Consider the following 25,811-nt stretch of genomic DNA (forward strand, 5'->3'; position numbering starts at 1 on the left):
GCGCTGCATGTCTGCCGGTCAGTGCTGCTATTCGGCAGCCTCCGAACGACGACTTTGGCGGACTTCCCACAGGAGCACCGCGAAAGCCACGAGGTATTCCAGGGCCACCAGCCAGAGGTTTTCGGTGTAGGCACTGGAGCGGTAGGCGGCGTAGGACAGCACCGCCAGGCCGCCCCATACCAGTGGAAAACGATAGCGCGACAGCACGCTCAGGCCCATGAGCTGCGTGAGGTACCACGGGTGCACGGTAGTAGCCAGGGCGTAGTAGGCGGTGAGCATGAGCAGCAGCGTTTGGGGCAGCGAGGCCAGCGTGATGCGGCGCTCCCGCCAGGCCAGCCCCAACCCAATGGCACCACTGAGCACCGCCAGCGAAGGCCCGATGATGGCAATCTGGTTATACGTCGTGAGCCAGTAGCCAATGGGACGTAGCAGGTAGTAAATGCTGGCGTTGAACTCGAAGCTGCGGAAGTAAAGCCGCAGGCTGCGGCCGATGTTAACGAACAAATCGACCGATAAAAACGGGAGAAAAAGCAGCAGCAAGCCCGCCAGCGTGATGCCGGTGTACGCAATGCTCCGCCGCCAGCCCAACCGCCTCACCAGCAGGGGCAACGCCAGCAAGGGCAGCAGCTTGGTGGCCACGCCCAGCCCCAGTGCTCCGGCCGAAAGCTGCCAACGCCGCCGTGCCAGCAGCCAGAGCATTAGCAGCAGGAAGAAAAACGCCACTCCCTCAAAGTGCAGGTTGCCGACGAGCTCCACAATAACCAGGGGGTGAAGCAGGTAGCGTAGGGCGCGTCCGGCGGGCCAGCCCCGGGCCGGCAGCAGGGCCAGCAACAGCCACGCCGTGCCTACTTCGGCGGCCAGAATCACCAGGCGCAGGCACAAGGCAAAACCGGCCTCGGAGCTCGGAAACAAGCGCGCGGCTGCACCAAAAATAAATTGGCAGGTTGAGGGGTAAACTGAGTAGTAGTGGGGCGAATTCATCTGGCGGTAGAGCTGCTGGAGCTGCGGCAGCACCGCGTTGCGCTCGGTGACATTGGGCAGGGCCATGCGGGCTCCGTCGGCAATGATTTCATCGGGCCGAAACCGGAACGGATTGACGCCGTGCGCCACCAGCAGCCCATCCCAGCGAAACCGGTACACATCGTCGGACAGCGCGGGCAGGGCCGGAAGCCAGAGCAGCCGAAAGACCAGGGCCGCCCCCAGGCCCCACTGCCAGCGCAAGCCGCTGCGCAGCAGCCAGATGTAGCTCAGCAGCGCAACGGCAAACAACCCTGCCAGCTGTCCAAAATGAGCCCTGGGCGTAGCATATGCCAAGCCCAGGTAGGCACCGCCGGACAGCACCAAAGCCGCAAGCTGGGAGAAGGAAGGAAACTTATTGGACAAAGCTATTGAGGGGCGTTTCGTTATGAAGCAATGCGTTGAAGGCTGCAGAAATGAGTTGAAAGGGGAGCGTTAAAACCATAGCCGCTCCGCTTTTTTAATCTTCCCTTTTAACTCATTTCTGCAACATACTAGCGCGGTGTCGGGGTTGGTGCACCGTAGCGCGAACGTTGTCGTTCGCGTCCCCGCGCCGCTAGCTCGTTCTGGCACGCGAACTGCAAAGTTCGCGCTACTGACCGCACGTACACTGACTTCGAAACGGCTGTATACTGAAAATTGCTCTGGGTTCGGCAGCCGAATGCCTGAATTTCTCCTACTGCTGGGCGCTAAATTAAGACCGTGCATCGCGCACCGAGTAGAAGCAGACCGTGGCGAAGCCCACCGTAAGCAGGGAGTGAAAAGGGAGCAGGCCCCAGTCGTCGAAGTACATGCCGGCGGCCAGGCCGAACGCAAAATACAGCGCCAGCAAGCCCTCCAGCCACACCAGCGGCCCCACGCCACCTGTGCGGTAGCGGCGGCGCGTTCGGCCTGCGCTCCCCACCTTGGGCGTGCGTACGAAGGGCGTGCGCTGGCCCAGCCACCCCAATGTGACGGCGCGGGCATTATGAAGCGCCAGGCCCATGGAAACGGCCAGAAACAACAGGAAAAACCCAGGGTAAAACCGCGCTTTGCCCGTTGGCCGGGCCAGCCGCCAGGCCGTGTAGTAGTAGTAAATGAGCGGCGTAAACCCCACCAGAAACACCGAAGCCAATTGGAAAACCAGCTTGTATTCGCGGTACTGTTCGCGCACAAACACCAGTGGCACGCTCAGCACGGCCATGAGCATGATGATGATGTAGACGCTGCTATTGAGCAAATGGAACGTGGCCTGTAGCTTCACGGGCAGCGGCTGGGCCGAGCGCCACATGGTGCCCAGGTGCTTGCGGGCGGTTTCGGCGGCGCCCTTGGTCCAGCGGAACTGCTGCGACTTGAGCGCGTCCATCACGGCGGGCAGCTCGGCGGGGGCCACTATCTCGGGGCGGTACACGAAGCGCCAACCGCGCAGCTGGGCGCGGTAGCTCAGGTCGAGGTCCTCGGTGAGGGTGTCGACGTGCCAGCCGCCGGCATCGTCGATGCAAGCCCGGCGCCACACGCCGCCGGTACCGTTGAAATTGATGAAAAAGCCGGCAAACGTGCGGCCCACCTGCTCAATGAGAAAATGCGCGTTCAGCCCAAACGCCTGCAAGCGCGTCAGCAGCGACTCCTGCTCGTTGAGGTGGCCCCAGCGGGTTTGCACCACGCCCACCCGCGCATCCTGCAAAAAGTAGGGAATGGTGCGGCGCAAAAAATCAGGCGCCGGCACAAAGTCGGCATCAAAAATGGCAATGAACTCGCCATCGGTTTCGGTCAGGCCGTGGCGGAGGGCGCCGGCTTTGTAGCCCTCGCGGCCTGCGCGCCGCACGTAGCTCATGCGCAGGCCCCGGCCCGCGTGGTGGGCCACGCGGGCGGTGGCCAGGCCCACGGTGGCATCGGTGGAGTCATCGAGGACCTGAATGTGCAGCAGTTCCGCCGGGTAGTCGAGGTCCGCAATGGCGTCAATCACGCGCTCCACCACGTTTTGCTCGTTGTAGAGCGGGAGCTGTACCGTTACGCGGGGCCAGGAAGCGGGGGCCGGCGGCAGGGGCGGCGGGGGAGCGGCGTAGGCACGCAACGCCAGCCGGGTAAGCTGCCATTGCCCGGCGCTGAAAAACAAAATAAACAGCAGGCAAAGGCCGTAGACCACTACCAGAAAAATGGGTAGCAGTGGCATCAAAGCGAAGGAAAAGTAGCTTTCAACAAAGCGGAATTTGACCCGGTACGGCCAGCCCGGCAAGCCAGACCAACCATCCTTACCAATACTTAAAAATGGTCCACAAAATCTTATAACCCGCCCCGAGGGTACCGCGCACCGTGCCCGATACCTTGCTGGTGCCAATGCGCTTGCGGTAGCGCACGGGCACTTCCACGGTGCGCAGGCCCAGGCGGGCGGCTTTCACCTGCATCTCGCAGGTCCAGCCGTAGGTCTGGTCCTCCATGTTGAGGCGCCGCAGGGCCGGGGCGAGAATGGCCCGGAAGGGGCCCAGGTCGGTGGTGGTGGTGCCGTAGCGCAGGCGAAGCAAGCGTGCCGCCAGCCAGTTGCCAAACCGTTGCTGAGGCAGCAGCGAGCCCTTTTCGCGCACACCAAGGGCCCGGGAGCCAATCACCATATCGGCTTCGCCGCGCAGGAGGGGAGCCAGCAAGTCGGGCATTTGTTCGGGGAAGTCGGAATGGTCACCGTCGAGAAATACGACGATGTCGGGCCACTCGGATTGCGGCTTGCCGAAAGCATAAGCCATGCCTGCCAGGCAGGCGTAGCCGTAGCCGGGGCGGAGCTCGTGCAGCACCGTAGCGCCGCCCGCGCGGGCCGCCGCGCTGGTATCATCGGTCGAGTTGTTGTCGACCACAATGACCTCCCGCACCAGGCCAGCCGGTATTTCGGCCAGCACCAAGCCAATGGCCTTGGCTTCGTTGTGAGCCGGAATGATGACGTTGATGCGAAGGGCAGCCATGAAAGAGCAGCAAGGCGCGGGGCCACGCCAAACCGGAAAACCGGAGGCGATGCGCCGACGGGGCTACAAAGATGTCGCCGCCAGCGCTAAAGCCGCACGATATGGTTGTTTTACCGCTCGTATTTAGGCGCGTTAGCGCGGTGTCGGGGTTGGTGTAGAGTAGCGCGAACGTTGTCGTTCGCGTCCCCGCGCCGCTAGCTCGTTCTGGCACGCAAACGACAAAATTCGCGCTACTGACCGCACGTACACTGACTTCAAAACTGCTGTAGTATTGAGGTAGAGATGCTTCGACTGCGCTCAGCAGGACCGTGTTAAATGGCTCCCTTATTCCCCATCCAGCTCCACCATGGCTTTGATGACGCCATTGGCCGGGTCCAGCCACTGCTCAAAGTTGGCCTTCACTTCGTCGAAACGCACCCGGTGCGTGATGTAAGTGGTCGGTTTTACCAGGCCCTGCTTCATGGAGGTAATGACGTGCTCGAAGTCGGCGCGGGTGGCGTTGCGGCTGCTCATCAGCGTGGCCTCGCGCTTGTGAAACTCGGGGTGCGAAAAGCTGAGGTCGCCCTTTTGCAGGCCCACCAGCACAAACCGCCCGCCGTGCGCCAGGTACTGAAATGCGCCCAGAATGGCCTTCTGGCTGCCGGTGGCATCGATGACCACCGTGGGCATGTCGCCGTTGGTGATGGTGCGTAGCTGCTCCAGCACGTCCGGCGCCAGGGCGTTGATGGTGTGAGCCACGCCCAGCTTGTCCTGGCAAAAAGCCAGGCGCTGCTCGTTGATATCCAGCGCAATGACCTGGCCGCCCGCAATGCGGGCAAACTCCATCACGCCCAGGCCAATAGGGCCGGCGCCGACCACTAGCACAAATTCACCCGGCTCGACGCCGGCGCGGCGCACGCCGTGGGCGCCAATGGCCAGCGGCTCTACCAGGGCCAGCTCGTCGAAGCTCAGGCCTTCGCCGTGCAGCAGCTTGTCGGCGGGCACGGCCAGCAATTCGGCCATGCCGCCATCTACGTGCACGCCGCACACTTGCATCTGCACGCAGCAGTTGGGCAGGCCGCGCCGGCAGGCGATGCAGTGGCCGCAGTTGAAATAGGGAATAAACGACACGGCCTCGCCCACGGTAAAACCAGCCGCGCCGCCGGTGTCCACCAGCTCAGCTGCCAGCTCATGCCCCAGCACCCGCGGGTAGTTGAAAAACGGCTGGGTGCCCTGGTAGGCGTGCAAATCGGTGCCGCAGATGCCGATGCGCCGGATGCGCAGCAGCGCCTGGCCGGGAGCGGGCGTAGGTTCCGGTCTGTTTTCGTAGGCAAAATAACCAGGTTCGGAGCAGACTAAGGTTTTCAATGGGTGATGGGTGAAATGGTGAAAATGCTGTCATCCTGAGTGCAGCGAAGGACCTTATCACCGAAGAACAGTTTGCAGTAAATCAATCTGTGCAGAGATGCTAAGGTCCTTCGCTGCACTCAGGATGACAAGCGACCTAAGCATTTGCCAGGGCGCGGTCGAGGTGCACGTAGCCGCCGTCGATGTGGAGAATCTGGCCGGTAGTATGGCTGGAACGCCCTGAGAGGAGAAAAACGGTGGTATTGGCGATTTCCTCGGCCGTAGTCATGCGGTTTTCCAACGGGATTTTGCTGGTGATTTCGCGCAACTTCTCTTCCGGGTTGGGCAGAGTTTGAATCCAGGTTTCGTAGGCGGGGGTCCAGCATTCGGCCACCATCACAGCGTTCACGCGGATGCCGTACTTGAGCAGCTCCACGGCCCACTCGCGGGTGAGGGCGTTGCGCCCGCCGTTGGCGGCGGCGTAGGCGGAGGTATTGCCCTGGCCGGTTTCGGCGGTTTTGGACGTGATGTTAACGATGGCGCCGCGCGACTTTTTCAGCTCGGGCAGGGCGTGGTGAGCCATGAGGTAGTAGTGCACCACGTTGCGGTGCAGGCTCTGCATGAAGCCGGCATAATCACCGTTTTCCAGGCCCACGCCATCGTTCACGCCGGCGTTGTTCACCAAACCATCGATGCGGCCAAACTCCGCCACCACGGCTTGCACGGCCCGGGCGCATTGGTCGGGTTCGGCCAGTTCGGCCGCTACCTGGCCGGCCCGGCCGCCGGCGGCCTCAATGGCGGCCACTGCCTGCCGGTTATCGGCCTCGCTGCGGCCAATGATGACCGGAATGGCGCCCTCGCTGGCCAGCACCCGCGCAATGCCTTCGCCAATGCCTTTGGCCCCGCCCGTGACGATGATGACCTTGCCGTGAAGCTGCAAATCCATAAAAAAGGGGGGTTATAACTGGTAAAAGGAAACCGCGTTGCCGCCCCAAAACCGGGCTTGCTCGTCGGACGAAAAAGAAGATAAATAGTCGGTCAGCAAGCCCTGCGCTCGCTTGTAGCCGCCGGCCACGTTGCACACCGGCCAGTCGGAGCCGAACATCAGCCGGTGTGGCCCAAACGCCTCAAAAGCGGCATCGAGGTAGGGCCTGAAATCGGCCGACTGCCAGTGCTGCCAGTCGGCTTCTGTCACCAGTCCCGATACTTTGCAGAGCACATTTTCGTGGGCGGCCAGGGCGCGCAGGTCGCGACGCCAGGGCTCGGATTCGCCCTTTTTGATGAAGGGTTTGGCCAGGTGGTCGAGCACAAACGGCTGGAGGGCAAACTGCTCAGCCAACTCCGCCGCCAAGCCCAGCTGGTCAGGCAAAATCAGCAGGTCGTACGTGAAGCCGTGCGCGTAAAGCGCCGCCAGGCCACGCCGAAATTCGGGCCGGAGCATCAGGGCGCGGTCGGCTTCGCCCTGCAGCACGTGCCGGAAGCCTTTCAGCTTGCCGAACTGCGCGTAGTAGGCCAGCCGTTCCCCCACGTTCGCGGCCCGCAGGTCGACCCAGCCCACCACGCCTCTGATAAATTCGTGCGCATCGGCCAGTTCCAGCAGCCAATTGGTTTCGGCTTCGCTTTGGCTGGCCTGCACGGCCACGCAGCCGTCGAGGCCTTGCAGCTGAAGAATAGGTTGCAAATCAGCGGGCAGGAAGTCGCGCCGGATGGCCGCCATGTCGGGCGTTATCCAGGCATCGCGCACCGCATCGAACTGCCAGAAATGCTGGTGCGAATCAATTCTTAGCATACGCTTTCACCGTCTGGCGCGAAGTGCCCAATCCGTCAATGCCCAGCTCCACCACGTCGCCGGGTTTCAGGTACACGGGCGGATTGAAACCCAGGCCCACGCCGGCGGGTGTGCCGGTCGAAATGATGTCGCCGGGCAGCAGCGTCATGAACTGGCTGAGGTAGGAAATCAGGAAGGGAATCTTGAAAATGAGGTTGGCCGTGGTGCCGTCCTGCATCATCTGGCCGTTCACCGACAGCCACAGGCGCAGGTTGTCCACGTCGCCGATTTCATCGGGCGTGGCCATGAACGGGCCCACCGGCGCGAAGGTGTCGCAGCCCTTGCCCTTGTCCCAGGTGCCGCTGCGCTCCAGCTGGAATTCGCGCTCCGACACGTCGTTGTGCAGGGCGTAGCCGGCAATGTATTCGTGCGCCTCCGCTTCCTCCACGTAGGAAGCCCGCTTGCCAATCACCACGGCTAACTCCACTTCCCAGTCGGTTTTCACCGAGTTTCGGGGGATGACGATGTCGTCGTTCGGCCCCACATAGGCCGTGGTCGATTTCATGAACAGCACCGGTTCCGGGGGCGGGGTGGCGCCGGTTTCGCGGGCGTGGTCGGCATAGTTCAGCCCAATGCACAGCAGCTTGGACGGCCGCGCCACGGGCGGGCCCAAGCGTTCGGTGTCGGCGATAGGGGTGAGCTGACTTTGGTTGGCTTGCAGAAAACCGGCCAGCCGCTGGATGCCGTTCGTGGCAAAAAATGCTTCGGTGTAGTCCTCGCCAAAAGCCGAGACGTCGTATTGCTGGTCGTTGAGGATGACGCCGGGCTTTTCCTGGCCGGGCTGGCCGTAGCGGATGAGTTTCATAGGGGAGGTGAGTGGTTGGAAAGAACTAAGGTCTTAGCAGGTCATGCAGAGCGCAGCGAAGCATCTTTACCTCGATAGTAATTCAGTCGATTCAACGAAGCGGTAGAGATGCTTCGCTGCGCGCTGCATGACGTTCCTGTGGCGTCCTGCTGTGTCGATTTAGGTGTTGAGCTTGATAAAGCCGCCATCGAGCGGATAGTCGCAGCCGGTCACAAATCCGGCCTCGTCAGAGGCCAGGTAGAGGGCGAGGGCGGCTACTTCGTCGGGCTGGCCCATGCGGCCGATGGGCTGGCTGCGCGAGAGCTTGCCGAAAATCTCGGCTTCCTGGCCGGCGTAGTTTTTGGCGATGAAGCCGTCGACAAACGGCGTGTGCACGCGCGCCGGCGAGATGCTGTTGCAGCGAATGTTGCTGGCCAGGTAGTCGCGCGCCACCGAGAGGGTCATAGCGAAAATAGCGCCCTTGCTCATGGAGTAGGCCAGCCGGTCCGTCAGGCCGACGTGGGCGGCAATGGAGGCCATGTTCACAATGGCACCGCCCCCTTGGGCTTTCATCAGCGGCACGGCGGCAAACAGGCAGTTGTAGGCGCCTTTCACGTTCACCTGGTACACGCGCTCAAAGTCGGCTTCCGAGGTGGTTTCCACGTTGCCGACGTGCGCGATGCCCGCGTTGTTGACCAATACATCAACCCGGCCGATGGCCTGAAAAGCCGCCACCACGGCCGCCTGTTGGCTGACGTTGGCCGCGTGCGCGGTCGCCTGCCCGCCGGCCTGCTGAATCTCGGCCACTACTTCCTGGCCGGCTTCGGCGTTGAGCTCGATGATGTGCACGGCCGCGCCCTGGCGGGCAAAGAGCAGCGCAATGGCCCGGCCAATGCCGCTGCCGCCGCCCGTAATTACAGCGGTTTTTCCGGTTAAACTAAACATGTGGGAAGAGAGAGCGACAAGTATGAAGAGGGAATTGCAGAGATGTGGGCCGCGATAACCTTACCCAACCAAGGGCCCGTACATGGCAATGCGCCGCCATTCCGGAAGAATAGCGACGCATTGTTTGACAAGGGTTTGCTGCAAGCCTGCAAGCGGCTTGCTTATTGCAGCGGGTCGAACGAACCGCCGGACCAGGTGTTGTTCTGGAGGATAGAGGGGTTGTTGTCGATGGCCTGTTGCGGAATGGCAAAGAAGTCGTATTCCGGCTTCCAGTTGAGGTCGTATTTGGTGTCTACGTTCTTCACGACAATGTTCGCTGGAAACGGGAAGTAGCTGGTGTACACGTTGTCGAGCACCAGATTGTCGCGCGTAGTAGCGAAGTCGGCAGGGGCGGTTGTGCTTAGCGTGATGGTGAGGCCGTGGCGGCGCTTGGCAGTGAGTGCGTTAAACACCGTGCTCAGTTTCTTCCAGCGGCGCAGGTCCCAGAAGCGCTTGCCTTCGAACGCAAATTCAATCTGGCGCTCAAACAGGATGGCGTCGAACATCTGCGTGCGGCTCATGCCGGCTTGCAGGCCGTAGAGGTTGTCGGCGCCAGGCTCGAGGCCGGCCCGGCGCCGGATGGCCACCAGTTGGGCGTAAGCCGTGGGCAGGTCGTTGATGCCGCAGGCCGCTTCGGCCAGGTTCAGCAGCACTTCGGCGTAGCGAATCTCAATCCAGTCGGTGCCCAGATACTGCACATCGCTCACAGCGGCAGTGGGGCTGATGGCTTTGCGGCAATAGAAGCTGGTGGAGCTGGCTTTGGTTTCAACGGAGGTAGTGCCTTTGTAGTACGTCCACAGCTTGTAGGCCGTGTTGCCATTGAGGGGCCAGGTGCAGCCGTTGTAGGCAATGGTCTTGTCAAAGCGCGGGTCGCGATTTTTGTAGTACAGCTGGTCGGTGTAGGGGTACTTGGTAGAAGCGCCGCGCATCTTCCCATCGAGCATGGGGTAAGCCTGCACCATTTCCCAGGTGGGCTGGTTCGAGCCGCCGCCTGTGCCCGTGTACGAAGGCCGGGTAGCGTTGTCGTAGGAGTTGTTTTTCTTGGTCTGGTCGCCGGTCGAGTTGTTGTAGCCGGTTATCATCACCGCTTCGGGGTTGCTGGTTTCCTGGAACCACAGCTGGTCATAGGAAGCGTGCAGGCCGAAGCCGCTGGCCGTGAGGGCGTTTTTGGCCGCTAAGCTGGCGTCGTAGGCAGCCTGCCATTTGGCCGTGTTATCGGTGCTGAATTCCGGGCTGGCGGCGAAGAGCAGCGCCCGGCCTTTGAAAGCCAGCGCGGCACCTTTGGTGATGTGGCCCCAGTCGGCAGTGGCCGCCCATTTGCCGGGCAGCACCGCGGCGGCCGAGTCCAGGTCGGCGGCAATGGCCCGGAAGCATTCGGTGGTGGTGTTGCGGGGCAGGTAGGTGAGGTTGCGGGCTTCGGTGCCCACGCCGTTCAGCGGGCTCATCACCAGCGGCACCCCGCCGTAGATGCGCACGAGGTCGAAGTAGCGCCAGGCCCGGAAGAACTGCGCCTGGCCGATGAGGCGGTTTTTGGTGCCCGAAGGCAACGAACCGGCTCGCACGTCCCGAATGAACATGTTGATGGTTCGAATCTTGCCGTAGTTGTTGGTGGCGCTTAGCACCGTGCCGAACTCCACTACGTCGGAGAGCTGCACGATGCCTTGCATGTAGGCATTGTCGGAAAACGACTCATCGGAGAGGCCGTTGGGGTTGAGGCTGGTCAGCGTCGACCCGCCCAAGTTGCCCTGCCCGGCCCAGCCCGGCAGGTTCTGGTCGTAGATGTAGTTGAGGTTGAGGTTGGCCAGCGTGGAGTCTTTGAAAATCAGCGTTCCTTCGGTGGCGCTCAAATTCATTTTATCAAGCGCTTTTTCGCAGCTGCTGAGCGCAAGGGCCGAGACAAGGGCGGCGCCAAAAAGATATAGGGATTTCATATTGCGAAGAGGAATTACAAGCCGATGTTCAAGCCAAACGACAGCGAGCGGATGGTGGGGTACGCGTCGTAAGCGCCCGAATACGTCTTATAGCTGTAGGGATTGTAGAAGTTGAAAACGTTGGTGCCCGTGAAGAACATGCGCACACTGCTGATGCCCGCGCGGCTGGTCCACTTGGTGGGCAGGGCATACGAGACGTTGGCATTGCGCATGCCGGCCTGCACCGAGCTCCGGAACCAGAACTCCGAGTTCAGGTCGTAGGTAGCCGAGTAGTAGGGAGCGGGGTAGGTCGCGTTGGGGTTGTCGGGGGTCCAATGGTCGGCCCAGAACTCGGGGCGGTTGGCCGTGGCCGTGCCCACCTTGCGAGCCGTCGACTCAACCATGGCCTGGCCACCCCAGGAGATGCCCATCGTGGCCGAGATGCTGAACGACTTGTACGTGATGCTGGGGTTGAAGCCGATGCTGTAGTGGTTGTTGGCTTTGGGCGTCAGGTAAATCTGGTCGTCGGCCGTGATTTTGCCGTCGGGAGCCGTGTAGTTGCCGTTCGCATCCTTGGGGCCGCGCACGTCCTGGTAATACAGCATGCCGGGCATCGGCTTCTGGCCCATGATGGTGTAGGTGGTGGAGTAGCCGGGGTTGGCCTGAAAGAAGGCATCGATGTCGGCCTGCGTGCGGAACATGCCCAGGTTGTGGTAGCCCAGTACGCCCTGGTCGGTCGACTGGCCGGTGGGGTCGAGGTAAGTACCGATGGTGCCTTTGGCCACGTCGACGAGTACTTGCTTGTTGTCGTTCCAGGCGAAGAAGGTGCTGACGTTGTACGACAGGTCGTTGGTGATTTTGTCGTTGTAGCCGAGGGATACTTCTGTGCCGAAGCCATCGACCGAAGAGTAGTTTTCCGAAGGCAGCGCGGCGCCAATCAGCAGCGGAGCCGTGCCCGACAGGGCCGTCAGCATGTTGTAGCGGTGGTCATAGAAGGCGTCGGCGCTGAAGGACAGGTGGTTGTTCAGGAAGTGGGCATCAATACCGCCGTTGTATTTCGTGATGTTGTCCCAACGGGCGGCGCGGTTGGCCAGGGCGTTGTTGGCGGTGAACACCAGCGGCCGGTCGGAGTTGCCACCGAACACCGCACCCTTGCCCGTTTGCAGGGCGTAGTTGGTTTGCCAGTTGTAGGGCTTGGTGGCGTCGGTGCCCAAAAAGCCAACCGAACCGCGTATTTTCAGGAAGTTCACAAAGCCTACGTTGTTTTTGAAGAACGGCTCTTCCGAAACCACCCAGCCAGTCGAAACCGCCGGGAACACGCCCCAGCGGTATTCGGGGGCAAAGTTGGTGGAGCCGTCGCGGCGGATGGTGAACTCCAACAGGTACTTGCTGGCGTAATCGTAGTTGAAGCGGCCAACGTAAGAAAGCAAGCCCGACTCGGTTTCGGTTTCGGTGGTGGTCTGCGTGCCCGTGGCGTTGCTCATGCTTTGCAGGCCGCCGATAATCACGCCTTCCGTCATGCCGGTCACCAAGTCGGTGTGGGTTTCCGATTGCTCGAAGAACGCCAGCGCCGACACGTGGTGCAGGCCAAACTGGCCGTCGTAGCTCAGGTAGCCGTTCAGCTGGTAGCTGTCGAAGTAGGAGGGGTTAATCCGTACCCGGTCACCGTTGTTCAGCAGCACGGTTTTGGTCACGTCGCCGCCGTAGATGTGCTTGTGGTCGCCGAGCATCGAGAACTGGTACACGTTGTACTTCGTGCCGTACTGCTTGCCGAAGGTGCCATCCATCGTTTTGTTGTACAGCACCCGCGCCTTCAGGCCCTTGAGGAACGGCAGCTCATAATCGATATTGGCCGTGATGTTGAGGGTCGTGTTGCGGTTCGAGGTGTAGTTGTCCGAGTTCTGAACCTGGAAGAAGTGGAATGCGTCGATGGTGTTGGTATTGCTCGATGTGGAGAGCAGCACAGGCAGCCCATTCACGTAAATCGGCGTGAACTGCGGCGTGTAGAGCAAGCTCTTCATGTCGTTTTCCGGGTTCTCGCCGCCCTGCTTGAGGAAATACATGCGCGACTGGCCCAGGCCGCCGCTCACCGAGAGGCCCGCCTTCAGGCCACGAGCCACCTTCACATCGGCGCTGGCGCGGTACGTCCAGCGGTTGGCGTTGATGTTGTCGAAGTTGGCGTTCTGGTAGTTGTAGGTAGCCCCGGCGAAATAGGTCACCCGGTCGGTGCCGCCGCTCATGTTCAGGGCATGGCGCGTTACCACCGATGGTTTCCAGGCCGTGCGCAGCCAGTCGGTGTTGTTATTGGCAAAATACGCCAGTTCGTCGGGCGAATAAATCGAGGCATCGGTCAGGGCCTTGCCGCCCACCGTGTTGTAATCGTTCAGGTACTGCGCCTGCTGCACACCGGTCATCATCTTGGGCAGCATGGCCGCATCGGCCACCCCCACCGAGCCGCTGTAGCTCAGCTTGGGCGCCCCCACCTGGCCGCGCTTGGTGGTAACCAGAATAACGCCCTGGCCTCCGCGTGCCCCATAAATGGCGGCCGACGCATCTTTCAATATCGTGATGGACGCTACTTCGGATTGGTCGAGGATGTTGAAGTCGTCCTGCGTGCGCACCACGTTGTCGATAACGTAGAGCGGCTGGGTGGTGCCCCCGTCTTTCGACACGACGATGGGGTTACGTATCGTAATCAGGGCGGGGTCGCCGGGGCGGCTGGTGCCGCCGGCCACGCCCACGCCCGGCAGCTGGCCAGCCAGCGTAGCCGAGAGGCTACCGGCCGGCAAGTCCTCAATCTTTTTCATGTCGACCGTAGCCACGGCGCCGGTCAGGGTAGAACGGGTCTGGGTGCCGTAGCCTACCACCACTACTTCCTCCAGGGCCGCATTGTCGTCCTCGAGGCTCACCTCCAGCGTGGTCCGGCCATTCACCGCAATTTCCTGGCTCTTGTAGCCGATGAAGCTGAAAATCAGCGTCTCATTGCCGGTGGGCAGGTTGAAATGAAACGTGCCGTCAACACCGGAGCTGGTGCCGGTTTTCGTGCCTTTGATGAGCACGGTCACGCCCGGCAGGGGGTTGCCTTTGGCGTCTTTCACCAAGCCGGTGAAGCCCACTTTCACACTTTGGGGCGAGTTGCGCTTGGGTGGGCTGGCCACGGCTGCCTGGGCCGGGACGGTTCCCAGCAGCGTGCCGCCCGCGAGTAGCGCGCAGGCTATTCGCGTCGGAACCCCAGCGGGGAAAGACAATCGATTGTGTAGGGAGTGGGCCATATCAGTTTGGTGGGTTAAACTGGGAAATAGGTGAGGAGAATTAATGTGAAGTATCGGCGGCTTTGCGGGCCGCGACGCGGGCCTGCCAGTCTTTGCCGGCCTGGTTCATGTCGATGCCAGCCGCCGAGAGGTAATTGTTGATGCGGCCCTTGTACTTGCCGAACCACGCGTGTTTCTGTTCGGAAGTACCGCCGTCCATGGCGTGCTCGCGGGCCTCGGTGAGCCAGGCCATCATCTGGGTGCGCTGCGCCTCCGTGAGGTTGGGCAGCATGTCGTTGTAGGCCGTCATCGTAATGGGCAGCACCCCGTAGGTCATGCCGTCCTTCACCTGGTCAATCTGGGCCGGGGTGAGCCGGCGGCTCAGCTTCTTGAGGTACTGCGGGTGCAGCTTGTCGAGGGCGGCGGTGGTTTCGGTTTCTACCTTGGCCAGCTCGGCTTTGGTCTGCTCGGTCTGGGGCTGGGCTTTGAGGGCGGCCTTGCGGGTTTTCTGCTGCTCGTAGATGTCGTTGAGGGCGCGGTACTGGTCGGCAATCAGGTCGCGCACCTGCACAGAGTCTTTGGCCTTCAGCCCGTCAATTTTGTCCACGATTTTGGCCGCCCGCTCCGTGATGGTGCGGGTGTAAGCGGCTTCTTTGGTTTCGGTAGGCGCCGGTCCCTGGGCCGCTGCCTGAAACAGGGAAGTTGCGGAAAGAAAACCAGCCAAAAACAGGCCTCGCAGTGCATTATTCATGATTTGTGAATAGCTTCAGAAGAGCAGCAAGTTATCCACGTTTCGGAGGGGGAATATGTCAGTTTCAACTAACTTATTGTACGATATTATCATGAGCATGAAGCTTGCATTAACTTTTAAGATATTCACAGCTAAAAACGCCTCCCTGCTAACGTGAAAGCCCTTTTGACTTCCTAGCTAAGATACCAAATTAGGCTGGAATAAGTGCGAAATACGGTGAAAACTCTCACGCAATCGTTCCCGGAACGGCAACCCTGCGCCAGCGAAATGCGTAATCGGCCCCAATTATTCCGGCACAACCACTGCATTGTATAAGGTCTGGGACTCGGTAGAAGCCACAGCCACCGGCCGCCGGCGCCAGTAGTTGGCCAGAATAGAGCCCGAGATATTCATCCACGGGCTGAACACCGCTGCTGGCAAACCCACGGTGCCCAGCTTGCCCATGCTGCCGGCCAGGCCCGAGGCCATGCCACCGTTTTGCAGGCCCACTTCAAAAGCCACCGTGCGGGCCGAATTCACATCCAGCCCAAAGAGCCGGCTCAGCCAGTAGCCGAAGAAATACCCCGCCGCATTGTGCAGCACCGAAACTAGAAACAGCAAAAAGCCCACGCGCAGCAGATTGTCGTGCCCCGCCGCCGTGGTGACGGCCGTGAAGTAGATGATGCCGAACATGGAGAAGTAGGGCATGAGCCCATCGAGCCGGCCCAGGCGCCCGGCCAGCCCGTGGTAGAGCACGCCCACCACCACCGCCCCGGCCAGGAAGCTGAAAATCTCGAACGCCTGCAGTACTTCCGGGCTGGAAATGGTGCGTTCGAAAGCGGCCCACAGGCCCAGCGGCAGCGCCACCAGCCACAGCGCCGCCGCGCCGGCCAGCCCAAACACCACGCGCCGGCCCGGCCTCGGAGCCGTTTTGAGGTAATCGTGCAGCAACGCGGCCAGAATGGGCACGATGACGATTTTGATAATCTCCATCATCATGTTCACAAACTTTACCTCGATGAGCGTGCCCGCCAGCAGCTTCAGCAGCAGCGGTGTGAGGAACGGGGCCACCAGCGTAGCCATGGCCGTGACAACGACCGAAAGCACCATGTTGGCCCGGGCCAGGTACACCATCACGTTCGAAGCGAGCCCGCTGGAGCAGGAACCGATGAGAATAATGCCCGCGGCAATTTCGGGCTCGAAGTGAAAGATGCGCGTGAGGGTGAAGCCCATGAGTGGCATCACCGAAAAGTGGCAAAACAGGCCAATGAGCACGCCTTTGCCCGTGGTGGCCAGCCCCGTGAAGTCACGGATGCTCATTTGGATGCCCATTCCAAACATCACCAGCTGCACCACCACCAGAATCAGCCACTTGTTGCGCAAGTCGACAGTGCCCCAGTGCGTAAAAGCGTTCGGATACATCATGGCTGCCACCACGGCCACGATAATCCAGGCGGTGTATTGGTAACTGCGCAACAGCGGCAAGGCTTTGAGGCCAAGCGCCAGGCTCACGGCTGCAATGACGGCTGCCGGTTGCCACAGCCCGGCATTATGCAACACTACGCCTGCGAGCAACGCCATGCCTGCAAGGCCGGCAATAACCAGGCAGAACTGAAAAAAACGATTCATTGCAGAACAGGAGTGAAGTGGATAGGATGCTACAACCTTGGCTACCCCAGCTCGCTGGCCAGGTGCCGAATGGCAATGCCGGGGCTGGCCAGGATGGGCACCAGGCGGTCGGCTGCGGCCAGCGCATCTACTACCCGCGCCATGGACGCCTGGGCTAGCACCACCACATCTACTTTGGTGACCAGGTCTTTGAGAGCCGCCGCAACAATGGCATCGTGGCGGGCGCCATCGCCGCTCATCAGCGACTCGAAGGCCCCTTCGCAGAGCACCGAGGTTAGCTCGATTTCCTTGCCGGCGCGGGCGGCGCGGCGCTGTACCAAGTCGCTGGTGGGGCCAAGAGTGGTGGCCAGCGTGGCGATGACGCCAATGCGCCGGCCGGTTTGCACGGCCTGGTCGGCCATGGGCTGGTCGACGCGCAGCACGGGCACGCCGGCCAGGCCAGCTGCCTGTTCCACCGCCGCGCCGATGGAGGAGCAGGTAACCAGCACGTAATCGGCCCCACCTTCTTCGGCCGACGTCACGTAGTTGACCACGCGGCGGGCAACCGCGGGCGTGAGGCTCCCCTCGCGGTTGATGGTGCGCACCAGACTGTCGTCGACGATGTTGAAAGTTTGCACGCCGGGCAGGTGCTCGGCGCAGAGCTGCTGAAACATGGGCACCAGCGTGGCGGAAGTGTGGACGAGGGCAAGGGTCTTGGTGGGCATGGTGGGCGAAGGGTTTTTGTTGAAATTAAATGAACGGTCATGCTGAGCGCAGCCGAAGCATCTCTGCCGCACTACTAAATGAATTGCTTGCGCAGTAGAGATGCTTCGGCTGCGCTCAGCATGACGTTCGATAATCGTTCAGGTAAGCATGCAGCCTTCTAGCAGAACGCCGAAATACTCCGGGGCGCCGACCTGGCCGCCTTTGAAATTGACTTCGATGCCGTGCAAGGGCGAGCCGGGCGCGGAGGCCCGGCACAGCGGTGCGCCCGGGTACAGGGGCGCTACCATCTCCACAGCCTCAATGCCCATGGCGCGGGCGGCGAAGCTGGAGGTGTCGCCACCGGCTACTACCACCCGGCGTACACCCGTTTGGCGCACTACTTCGCGGGCGATATAGCCCAGTGCCGAGCCGAGCTTTTCGGCCGATAGGCTTTGAGTCCGGCTATCCGCACCGCCGTTGGTGTGGACGATGACGTTGCGGCCTTCCTGAAGAAGGGCGACGGCTTGCTGCTGATACACAATCAATTCTTGTGCATCTTCGGCCACTTCCGTAGCTGCCAGAAGTGGGGCATCGAGCACCACTTCGGCGAAGCCATTGGCCGTGCCCCAGGCCACCTGCCCAGCCGTGACCGGTGAGCAACTGCCCGATACCACCAGCAACGGAGCCGCGCGGCCGGGAGTGGGCCATTCGGTCACCGGCGTTAGCGTACCATTTTTTGCCCAGAGCTGTCCCAGCGCCATTTCGACACCGGAAGAGCCTACTGAAAAAAGCGGCTCCGCTTCGGTGGCGCAGCTGTCAATAGCCGCGCCGATGCCGAGTAGCTGTTCGTCATAAAGGGCATCGAATAAAATGACCTCGGCTCCTTCGCGTACTTGTGCGGCTAAGGCGGTCTGCATTTCGGCCAGTGGCCGGGTAATTTGCAGGATGTCGAGCAGCCCGATTTTCAGCCCGGTTTGTCGACCTAAATGCACGCGCAGGTCGCTTTCGTCGGCGGGCGTGGTGGGGTGCCGGCTCATCGACGGGTGCCGGTCGAGCCGGAAGATGCCGCCGTCACTGCCAATGCCCAAGCGCGCAAACAGGTTGCCGAAGGCGCAGTAGCGGCCCAGTGCCGGCGCGGCCACCAGCAGCGGTACGAAAGCGTTGGGAAACACCTTGCGCCCTACTTCAATGGCTTGCCCAATGCTGCCAACAGTGGGCGAGGAGTCGAATGTGGAGCACACTTTGTAATGCACATGCTGTGGCCGCAGCGCCCGCAACTGCGCAAAAGCGGGCTCCAACACGGCCTGCATGGCAGCCGGCGACATGGCCCGAGTGAGGCCGGCCACGCCAATGGCGTCCAGGCCGGGGTAAGCGGCGAGTTGGGCGGGCGTGGGCGGCGCGATGAACAGGGCCGTGCGCGCCCCGGCGCGGCTCAGGAATTCGAGCGCGTCGGTGCTGCCGGTGAAGTCGTCGCCGTAGTAGGCGAGGAGTAAGTTGTTCATCTGGATTCGTTAGGACGTCATGTCGAGCGCAGCCGAGACATCTCGCGTGCTGAAGTAATCAAATCAGTCATAATTAGTTGGAGCACGCGAGATGTCTCGGCTGCGCTCGACATGACGTCCTCATTTGCTTCCGAATTTTTCAACAGCCGCGGCAAATTCCGGGTGCAGCGCCGCCGTTTCGATTAAGCTGCGGCCATCTACCGCGCCTTGCCAGGCTTGCTGCAGGGCCTGCACGCCGGCCACCGGGCCCATGGGGTGGGCCAAAATGCCGCCGCCGGCCATGTAAAGCAAATCGGTAGTGTGGGTGCGGTGGTAGGTTTCGAACGCCTGCCCGCCCCACTGGCCCGACGACACCACCGGCAGCACCGAATAGCCGCCGAGCAGCGGCATCTGGCAAGCCTCAATAGACGCCACCACGCTGTCGTCCGATTCCCAGAACTTGTTCTGAATACCGTTGACGTGCAACTGGTCGACGCCCGCCAGCCGCCACAGTTTCTGGTAGGCGCGGAAATCGATGCCCAGCAGTGGATGGCGAGTCATCATGCCCCAGCCGTTGCGGTGCCCATGGATGGCGAGGGCGCGCTGGTCACAGATTTTGCGGGTGCCGGCCAGGCCCACGCTGTTGATGCTCACCATGGCGCAGGTGCCGCCGGCCCGCACCACGTACTCGTAGCGGCGCAGCATCTCGTCTACTTCCCCGCTGATGTTGAAGGCGTACATCACCTTTTTGCCGGTGCGGTCGGCGTGCCGGTTGATGACAGCCATTACGGCATCGACGCGGGACTCGAAGGGCGAATTGGCGGCGGCCATTTGCAACTCGTCGTCCTTCACAAAGTCGATTCCGGCTTCGGCCAGCGTTTGCACCAAACCAGCCGTTTGCTCTGGCGTGAGGCCGATGCTGGGCTTGATGATAGTGCCGATGAGCGGCCGCCCCTGCACGCCGGTCAGCTCCCGGCAGCCCGCCACGCCGAAAGCCGGCCCGGCAAAGTGCTGCGCATACGAAGCCGGCACGTCAATGTCCATCAGCTTCAGCCCAGTAAACTGCCGAATTTCATACAGATTTCCCTGCAGTGTGGACACCAGCAGCGGCAGGTTGTAGCCAAAGTTCTCCACCGACCACGATACCTGCACCCGCGCCCGATGATACGCGCCGCTGCTGCTTTCCGCACCGCGAATAGCAGGTTCCTGCACCGTTTCCATGTGCTCCACCGATTCTACGCGGGCCGCAAAGCGCTGCTTGAGCTCCGCCGTTTCGCCGGGTACCGCCACGAAGGTGCCCGATGACTGTTCGCCCGCCAGCACAGCCGCCGCGTCTTCGGGGCGGAAAGGGGTTTCGATGTAGTAGGTGGCGGTAATGCGTTCCATGGGTGGTATGTAAGATTAAGCAGCCCGTCATGCTGAGCGCAGCCGAAGCATCTCTACCGCTTTGTTGAGTCGATTAGATTACTTCTGCGGTAGAGATGCTTCGGCTGCGCTCAGCATGACGTTTACCCCTGAAAAATCGACTTCAAATACGCTGCATTCGCCCCGAAATTCTTCTTCACATTGCGGGCGTCGCTGGCGTCGCGGGAGCGTTCAATCACCAGCCAGCCTTGCCAGTTGATGTCGGCTAGCGTTTGCTTCACTTTGCGCATATCGAGGCGGGTGTTGTTTTGCAGCCACACGCCGTCCTCGTCGGTGGCGTGAATCTGGCAGATGCGTTTGCCGCCCAGAATCTTCAATTCCTGGTGCAGGTCGCGGCCTTCTTTTAGCGGGTTCGAGAAGTTGAAGTAAATCTGGATGTGCTTTGAATTGATGTCGTGCAGCAGCGCGACCTCGCCGGCGGCATCCAGCGCCGTTTCGATGCCGATGATGACATCGGCCTTCTTTGCCATTTCGCCCACCACTTTCAGCCGCTCCACGATGGCGGGGCGTAGCTCCGGGTTTTTGTGCAGGTCGCCTTGCGTGCCCAGCGGCAGAAAGGCAATCTTCACGTTCAGCGCCTTCATCGTGTCGATGCAGTCCTGCACCATGCGCTGGTAGGTAGGGCGTGTGGCGAAGGACTGGGCGTAGAAGCCCGTCATGGCCAGCGAGCAGATTTGCAGGTTTAGCTCCTTGGCCTTGTCGATAAACTGCTGCCGGATTTCGGGATTGGCGAGCTGGTTGTCGAAGGTTTCGCGCTGACCCAGGCCGCCCATGTCCACTTCCACGCCGTCGGCGCCAATGTCCTTGGTGAGCTGCAAAGCCCCCAGCTTCTGGCGCTTCAGAATCATCAAATCGACCACCGCGACTTTGTAGGTCAGTTTCTTTTTCGTGGGCGCCAGGGCACTGGCCCAGCGGGGCAGGAGCAGGCCACCCGACAGCAGCGAACCAGCTTTCAGGAAATCACGGCGGGAAAGGGTATCGGTTTTCATCTCAAAACTGATTTAGCGAGGCTTGTCGGTGCGAAAAGGGCGGGCTGGCAGTCCGGCTTCGGAGAACAGGTTGGGCTGGGCCACTTCGTCCCAGCCGAAGCGCACGGCCGTGGGCCGCTGCACGCCGGGCGCCGAAACCAGCACCTGCGAACCCTGGAGGCGGGCCTGCGCGGGCACAAACACGCCATCGGGCCCGGCAATGGTGAAATCCGTCAGCGGCTTGCCGTCTTTGCTTACCAGCGGCGCAGCCGAAGCGAATGAAACGGTGGCCACGTCACCCTTCACTTTCAGGCTGCGGAACACCGGCCCTTCGGCCACCACGCCGGGTACTTTGTAAGTGTTTGCCAGCGCCAGCAGCGCCAGCCGCCGCCCGATTTCCCATTTGAAACCGGGGTGAATGCCGCCCTCGGTGTTGGCCAGGTCGGTGGTTTCAATCATGGCCGTGTGCGGCACTTGCAGCACCGCCGCCTGCGCCTCGCGGAACAGGGGCAGGGTTTCACGCGTCAGCACCACTTTGTCGTGGGTGTCGGAATATTTGAACGGGGCCAGCGACACGTAATAGAACGGCAGGCTCTGGTCGCCCCAGGATGTGCGCCAGCTGCTGATGAGTGTGCGCATTTTCTGGGTGTAGGTGCTGGTTTCGGCCAGAAAACAGTTGCTTTCGCCCTGGTACCACAGGAAGCCGCGCATCGCCAGCGGCACCAGTGGCCGCACCATGGGCTCCCAGAATTTGCCCGGCTCACCGTCTACTTTCTGCCCTGTGAAGGCAGGGTCTTTAGCAAAAGCTTCCGTTGAAATCCAGGGCTCGATGCGGCTGCCGGGCACCGAGGTGGCCACCATGCCGACCGGCACGTTTAGGCGCTTATTCAGCTCTTTGGCGAAGAAATAAGCGGCGGCGGAGAACGAGCGCAGTGCCGAATCTTCGGCCACAGCCCAGTCGCGGTGCAGCGAATCGGGCTTGGGCAACGTCTTGCGGTTGACCAGGAAAATGCGGATAGCGGGGTTGTGGGCCACGTTTAGCTCGTCCACCGGATTAGGGCCGGGCACGTCGGGGCGCGTCACCTTGCTGTTTTTGCGCATGGTGTATTCCATGTTCGACTGGCCGGAACACACCCAGACTTCGCCCACCAAAACATTGTGCAGCCGGATGGTATTGGTGCCCGAAATCAGCAGCTCAGCCGGCACGGCCGAGGCTTGGAGCGGCTTCAGTAGCACCTGCCACTTACCAGCAGCATCTGCCTTGGTGCTAGGGTGCTGGCCGGCAAACTGCACCGTCACGGTTTCGCCCGGCGCGGCCATGCCCCAGATGGGCACGGGCTTCTCGCGTTGCAGCACCATGTTGTGCCCGAGAATGCGGGGAAGGGTGATGGCGGCGTGAGCGGGGAAGGTGAGGAAAAGCGCCAGAACGATGTATAAACGCGACCCTTCGCGTCTCGGCGTTGAACGACTCGAACCGTTTCGCCCAGTTGTTCCCGGCGTCATTGTCCGAATACTGTCGTTCAACGCCGAGACGCGAAGGGTCGCGTCTCTACACTGTTTTGATGTCGTCCTCATTTCCGCGCTAACCAAATGACTTCTGCTCCACCACCTGCACCATTCAACGTCACTTGTTTGCCGCCTTTCACCGTCTCGTTCGTGTTGCTCAGCGCGCCGGTTTTGGGGTTGATGTGGCGCACGGCAAACGTGCCGCTCATCCCCGACAAATCGACCTGCACCGGCGACTGGCTCTCCCGGTACAGCAACAGGCCGGTTTTGCCGTCGCCCATCGCCCACTGGTCGGCGGGCTGGCCGGGTAGCTCCAGGGGCTTCATCCCGGCTACGGCCGTTGCAAACCCGGCATCGGCCACGCGGGGCAGGCTGGCCATCGAGCCGCCGGCCAGCAGCACGGCCCAGCCGAAGGCGTCGTAGCCATCAGCCGAATACAGCACGGCTTTATCGGGAAACTGCTGGCGGTACTCGCGCACGGCCCGGTACACCTGCTCGAACGAGCTGCGCTTGGGCGGCGTGAGGCGGGCGTGCTGGCGCGGGGCCAGGTTCTGGCCGCCGGCCGGCGCGTAGGCCTGGCCGTTGAACTGGTAGTGCCAGTAATTGATGTCGATGACGTCGACCACCTTGGCCCGCGCCGCATCGGCCAGAATGGCGTCCTGCACGTCTTTGGTGGTGCTCAGGGCGATGGTGGGGTGCTGGCCGCTTTCGGCTTCCCACTCCTTGATGGTATCGAGCCAGAACTGCACGAAGGCCAGCGGACCGGTAAACTCGGCCCCGATGAGGTGAATGACGCCGGTTTTGCCCTTGAAATTATCGAGGCACTGGCGGATGTAGGCACGGTGCAGCGGCCGGCGCACGGGGTTGGTTACGTCGTAAAACTGCTCGGCCATGAAGATGCGCTTGTCGCCGGCGTAGGGCGCAGGCTCCGGGAAGCCGGTGCTGTTCACGTTGTTCACCGGCCGCCAGGGGAAGTCGGCGTAGTGCGCGCCGGCCTCGATGATGTTGTGCTGGAAGTAGTGCTGGTTGAGCAGCACGAGGCCCTTCTGGTCAGCCAAATCGGCGAACTGATTCAGGCGGCTCCAGTACCAGGCATTGTACTTGGTGAGGTCGTAGCGGCTGAGGCCGTCCCAGGCCAGGTCCTTACCGCTGCGGGCAAAGGGCAACTCGTAGAACGGCGCCCACACCTCGCCGTCCATCCGGCGGATGCGCTCGTGGTCGTCGCGCCGGCGCTCGTACCATAGGCCGTAGTTGTGGTGCAGGGCCACCACGTTTTGCGCCCGCATCGAGTCGGTCATTTCCTGCAAATCATCGGTCAGCCCGCGGCCAATCTGGCCTGGCACGAAGCGCGTAACGTGCGGCTTGGGGTTGAGCAGGCCGTAGGGGCGGGCACTGCCGTTCCACCACGGCACCTCTTGGCGGCGGCCAAGCACTAAGGCGTTGCCGCGCACCAGCACACCCTGCGCCACATGCAGTGGGGCTGCATAGGTAGGCGCCGGGGCAGTTTTTACCTTCAGTTTGTCGATACTGGGAGCCGAATTCTGAATGGCAATGGGCTGGCGCGTGGGCGCGGCTTTCACCAGCTCCAGCACGGTAGTAGCGGGGTTCACCGAGAGCCTGGTCAGCTCCTGCGCCACGGCCACCTTGGGGCTGCTCGATGCCTCAGTGGGCACGGGCAGCAGGATGGCACGAGCCTTGGCCGCATCGCCCAGCCGCTCCTGCAGCTGCGCGTAGTAGAGGCTGCGCGGGTTGATGTTTTCGTTGGATTGGTCCCAGTAGCCATTGCCGGCGAACTGCGCCCAGGTGCCAAAGGCCCAGTTCTGAGCTGTGGGGGGCTGATAGCAGTCCACCCGGGCAGCGGTGCATTGCCAGAACACGCTGTTGGCCACGGCCCAGCCGGCACCCTGCCCGTCCTGCTCGCGGTTGCCGAAGCGCAGGGCCTGGCCGTATTCCTTGATGATGTCGAATAGCACTCCGGAAGCCCAACTGTCCACGCCACCGCTGAAACTCAGGGCCTGTTCAGCCTCGCACTGCACGAAGGCATTGGGGCCGGGCGCGCAGAAGCCCAGCGCAAAGTCATGATAGCCATTCTCGGCATACAGCCGCTGAAACAGCGTCTGCGAGCCCAGGGTATAAAAGGTGTTGCGCCGCTCGTTGCCAATTTCCGACACCGGTTCGGTCGAAATGCAGTCCTCCACCGTCAAACGGCGGGTAGTAGACTGGGCCAGCACGGCCGAGCCGGCGAAGTGCCGGAACGCCACTTGCCGCACCCAGGCATCTTGGGCATTCTCCATATCAATGGCCACCCAGCGGTGGTTTTCGTCTTTGGGATTGGCGGCGTCAAAGGTGGATTCGAGTCGCAGGTTCTCCACGCCGACCTGTGAAATCAGGCCCGGCCAGGTGTAGCGCGCCACGGTGCCGCCGCCGTAGGTTTGGTCGAGGGCCGTGGTGAGCGGCGCGTCCAGCGTGATGCCGTTGGCATCCACGGCCACCACCTGGCGGTCCCAGGCAAGGTCGCGTTGGCCGGGCTTCCAGCCCAGCGCCGAGAGGCCGCCGCCGAAAGTTTCCATCCCAAGCCTGTGCACCCAGGCGGCCGTGCTGGGCCGCCGCACTTGCACCCGGTCGCCCACTTTGAAGGTGCTGGCGTTAGCCACTTTTAGCGTACGGGCATTCACCGGCACGTACTTGTCGGCGATGGCAACTGCGGTTTCAAACCGGCGGTCGTTGCGTCCGCCCACCGTAATCAAATGGTCGCGCGTTACGCCCGTGCCGATAACGCTGGTGCCGCCGTCGCCCATGCCGCTGCCGCGCAGCACCACGCCCGAAGCGCGAATAAATAGCCGCCCGGCTACTTCATACGTGCCTTTTTCCAGCAGCACCGCGCCGCGCAGTCCGTCCTTGCCCACCGGCAAAGCGGCCACATAGTCCAGCGCCGATTGAATGCGCGCCGTGGCATCGCCGGCCTTCACCGGCACCGTGACTTTAATGGTGGCAGTGGGAATAGCTGCCTCGCCCGCCCGGTAGCCGGCGTAGGAAAAGTCAGGCACCCGATTGCCCAGCGAGTCCGGCGCATAGCTCAGCTTTCCGTCCTTGTATTCGATGGGGCCGGGCGGTGGCGCTGGTTTCGGTGCTTTCTGCGCGGCGGCCGGGCCGGCCAAGCCGGCGAATAACGCGAGAAAAAGAAGGTGGGTGGGGTGGAACACGAGCGGGAATAAGGTCGTTTTCAGAGCTGCCTACAGGGAAACCGAGTAATCCAGAACGTCATGCTGAGCGCAGTCGAAGCATTTCTACCGCTTCGTTGCAGCGATTGGATTACTGCTGCAGTAGAGATGCTTCGACTGCGCTCAGCATGACGTTC

Annotated in this window: 18 protein-coding genes; all 18 read right to left on the reverse strand. The window is 61.8% G+C overall.

Going from position 1 to position 25,811, the window contains the following annotated elements:
- Positions 1-27: 27 nt before the first annotated feature.
- Positions 28-1,383, reverse strand: coding sequence for a glycosyltransferase 87 family protein (locus JKL48_RS14960; RefSeq protein WP_201983883.1), 1,356 nt, complete (start codon positions 1,381-1,383; stop codon positions 28-30).
- 328 nt (positions 1,384-1,711) lie between these two features.
- Positions 1,712-3,169 carry a cellulose synthase family protein gene (locus JKL48_RS14965; RefSeq protein ID WP_201983952.1) on the reverse strand — a complete coding sequence of 486 codons (1,458 nt, stop codon included), beginning with the start codon at positions 3,167-3,169 and terminating at the stop codon, positions 1,712-1,714.
- Positions 3,170-3,248: 79 nt separating this feature from the next.
- Positions 3,249-3,947 carry a glycosyltransferase family 2 protein gene (locus JKL48_RS14970; protein ID WP_201983885.1) on the reverse strand — a complete coding sequence of 233 codons (699 nt, stop codon included), beginning with the start codon at positions 3,945-3,947 and terminating at the stop codon, positions 3,249-3,251.
- Positions 3,948-4,271: 324 nt separating this feature from the next.
- Entirely contained in the window at positions 4,272-5,294 is a 1,023-nt protein-coding gene (locus tag JKL48_RS14975; RefSeq protein ID WP_201983887.1) for a zinc-binding alcohol dehydrogenase family protein, read from the reverse strand.
- Positions 5,295-5,430: 136 nt separating this feature from the next.
- A complete protein-coding gene (locus tag JKL48_RS14980; protein ID WP_201983889.1) occupies positions 5,431-6,219 on the reverse strand; it encodes an SDR family oxidoreductase in 789 nt (262 codons plus the stop codon).
- Positions 6,220-6,231: 12 nt separating this feature from the next.
- Positions 6,232-7,062 (reverse strand): amidohydrolase family protein, encoded by an 831-nt coding sequence (locus JKL48_RS14985; protein WP_201983890.1) that lies wholly within the window; start codon positions 7,060-7,062, stop codon positions 6,232-6,234.
- On the reverse strand, positions 7,049-7,906 hold the full coding sequence (locus tag JKL48_RS14990) for a fumarylacetoacetate hydrolase family protein (protein ID WP_201983892.1): 858 nt from the start codon (positions 7,904-7,906) through the stop codon (positions 7,049-7,051). The genes JKL48_RS14985 and JKL48_RS14990 overlap by 14 nt, the downstream gene beginning before the upstream one ends.
- A 159-nt stretch (positions 7,907-8,065) precedes the next feature.
- A complete protein-coding gene (locus tag JKL48_RS14995; protein WP_201983893.1) occupies positions 8,066-8,830 on the reverse strand; it encodes an SDR family NAD(P)-dependent oxidoreductase in 765 nt (254 codons plus the stop codon).
- Positions 8,831-8,991: 161 nt separating this feature from the next.
- The gene (locus JKL48_RS15000; protein WP_201983895.1) at positions 8,992-10,800 is read right to left on the reverse strand and encodes a RagB/SusD family nutrient uptake outer membrane protein; all 1,809 of its coding nucleotides are present in this window, start codon (positions 10,798-10,800) and stop codon (positions 8,992-8,994) included.
- A gap of 14 nt (positions 10,801-10,814) precedes the next feature.
- Complete coding sequence (locus JKL48_RS15005; RefSeq protein WP_201983897.1) at positions 10,815-14,051, reverse strand: SusC/RagA family TonB-linked outer membrane protein; 3,237 nt, start codon at positions 14,049-14,051, stop codon at positions 10,815-10,817.
- A 40-nt stretch (positions 14,052-14,091) separates the two neighbouring features.
- The gene (locus JKL48_RS15010) at positions 14,092-14,781 is read right to left on the reverse strand and encodes a DUF3826 domain-containing protein (protein WP_201983899.1); all 690 of its coding nucleotides are present in this window, start codon (positions 14,779-14,781) and stop codon (positions 14,092-14,094) included.
- 285 nt (positions 14,782-15,066) lie between these two features.
- Positions 15,067-16,389, reverse strand: coding sequence for a bile acid:sodium symporter family protein (locus tag JKL48_RS15015; RefSeq protein ID WP_201983900.1), 1,323 nt, complete (start codon positions 16,387-16,389; stop codon positions 15,067-15,069).
- A gap of 41 nt (positions 16,390-16,430) precedes the next feature.
- A complete protein-coding gene (locus JKL48_RS15020; protein ID WP_201983901.1) occupies positions 16,431-17,093 on the reverse strand; it encodes an aspartate/glutamate racemase family protein in 663 nt (220 codons plus the stop codon).
- Positions 17,094-17,231: 138 nt separating this feature from the next.
- Entirely contained in the window at positions 17,232-18,575 is a 1,344-nt protein-coding gene (locus JKL48_RS15025) for a four-carbon acid sugar kinase family protein (protein ID WP_236668819.1), read from the reverse strand.
- Between the two features lie 120 nt (positions 18,576-18,695).
- Positions 18,696-19,949: a ribulose-bisphosphate carboxylase large subunit family protein gene (locus JKL48_RS15030; protein ID WP_394368860.1), complete on the reverse strand. Its 1,254-nt coding sequence runs from the start codon at positions 19,947-19,949 to the stop codon at positions 18,696-18,698.
- 113 nt (positions 19,950-20,062) lie between these two features.
- The gene (locus tag JKL48_RS15035; RefSeq protein WP_201983903.1) at positions 20,063-20,968 is read right to left on the reverse strand and encodes a sugar phosphate isomerase/epimerase family protein; all 906 of its coding nucleotides are present in this window, start codon (positions 20,966-20,968) and stop codon (positions 20,063-20,065) included.
- 12 nt (positions 20,969-20,980) lie between these two features.
- On the reverse strand, positions 20,981-22,306 hold the full coding sequence (locus tag JKL48_RS15040) for a sialate O-acetylesterase (RefSeq protein ID WP_201983908.1): 1,326 nt from the start codon (positions 22,304-22,306) through the stop codon (positions 20,981-20,983).
- A 212-nt stretch (positions 22,307-22,518) separates the two neighbouring features.
- Complete coding sequence (locus JKL48_RS15045; RefSeq protein WP_201983909.1) at positions 22,519-25,656, reverse strand: DUF6298 domain-containing protein; 3,138 nt, start codon at positions 25,654-25,656, stop codon at positions 22,519-22,521.
- Between the last annotated feature and the right edge of the window lie 155 nt (positions 25,657-25,811).

Origin of the sequence: Hymenobacter rubidus, from assembly GCF_016734815.1 — a bacterium.
GTDB classification, from domain to species: Bacteria; Bacteroidota; Bacteroidia; order Cytophagales; family Hymenobacteraceae; genus Hymenobacter; species Hymenobacter rubidus.

What these genes read in the sequence shown, in the direction of transcription:
- JKL48_RS14965 (WP_201983952.1), bottom strand. Translation starts at nt 3,169, where the DNA reads ATGCCACTGCTACCCATTTTTCTGGTAGTGGTCTACGGCCTTTGCCTG.
- JKL48_RS14970 (WP_201983885.1), bottom strand. Translation starts at nt 3,947, where the DNA reads ATGGCTGCCCTTCGCATCAACGTCATCATTCCGGCTCACAACGAAGCC.
- JKL48_RS14980 (WP_201983889.1), bottom strand. Translation starts at nt 6,219, where the DNA reads ATGGATTTGCAGCTTCACGGCAAGGTCATCATCGTCACGGGCGGGGCC.
- JKL48_RS14985 (WP_201983890.1), bottom strand. Translation starts at nt 7,062, where the DNA reads ATGCTAAGAATTGATTCGCACCAGCATTTCTGGCAGTTCGATGCGGTG.
- JKL48_RS14990 (WP_201983892.1), bottom strand. Translation starts at nt 7,906, where the DNA reads ATGAAACTCATCCGCTACGGCCAGCCCGGCCAGGAAAAGCCCGGCGTC.
- JKL48_RS14995 (WP_201983893.1), bottom strand. Translation starts at nt 8,830, where the DNA reads ATGTTTAGTTTAACCGGAAAAACCGCTGTAATTACGGGCGGCGGCAGC.
- JKL48_RS15000 (WP_201983895.1), bottom strand. Translation starts at nt 10,800, where the DNA reads ATGAAATCCCTATATCTTTTTGGCGCCGCCCTTGTCTCGGCCCTTGCG.
- JKL48_RS15005 (WP_201983897.1), bottom strand. Translation starts at nt 14,051, where the DNA reads ATGGCCCACTCCCTACACAATCGATTGTCTTTCCCCGCTGGGGTTCCG.
- JKL48_RS15010 (WP_201983899.1), bottom strand. Translation starts at nt 14,781, where the DNA reads ATGAATAATGCACTGCGAGGCCTGTTTTTGGCTGGTTTTCTTTCCGCA.
- JKL48_RS15015 (WP_201983900.1), bottom strand. Translation starts at nt 16,389, where the DNA reads ATGAATCGTTTTTTTCAGTTCTGCCTGGTTATTGCCGGCCTTGCAGGC.
- JKL48_RS15020 (WP_201983901.1), bottom strand. Translation starts at nt 17,093, where the DNA reads ATGCCCACCAAGACCCTTGCCCTCGTCCACACTTCCGCCACGCTGGTG.
- JKL48_RS15025 (WP_236668819.1), bottom strand. Translation starts at nt 18,575, where the DNA reads ATGAACAACTTACTCCTCGCCTACTACGGCGACGACTTCACCGGCAGC.
- JKL48_RS15035 (WP_201983903.1), bottom strand. Translation starts at nt 20,968, where the DNA reads ATGAAAACCGATACCCTTTCCCGCCGTGATTTCCTGAAAGCTGGTTCG.
- JKL48_RS15040 (WP_201983908.1), bottom strand. Translation starts at nt 22,306, where the DNA reads ATGGTGCTGCAACGCGAGAAGCCCGTGCCCATCTGGGGCATGGCCGCG.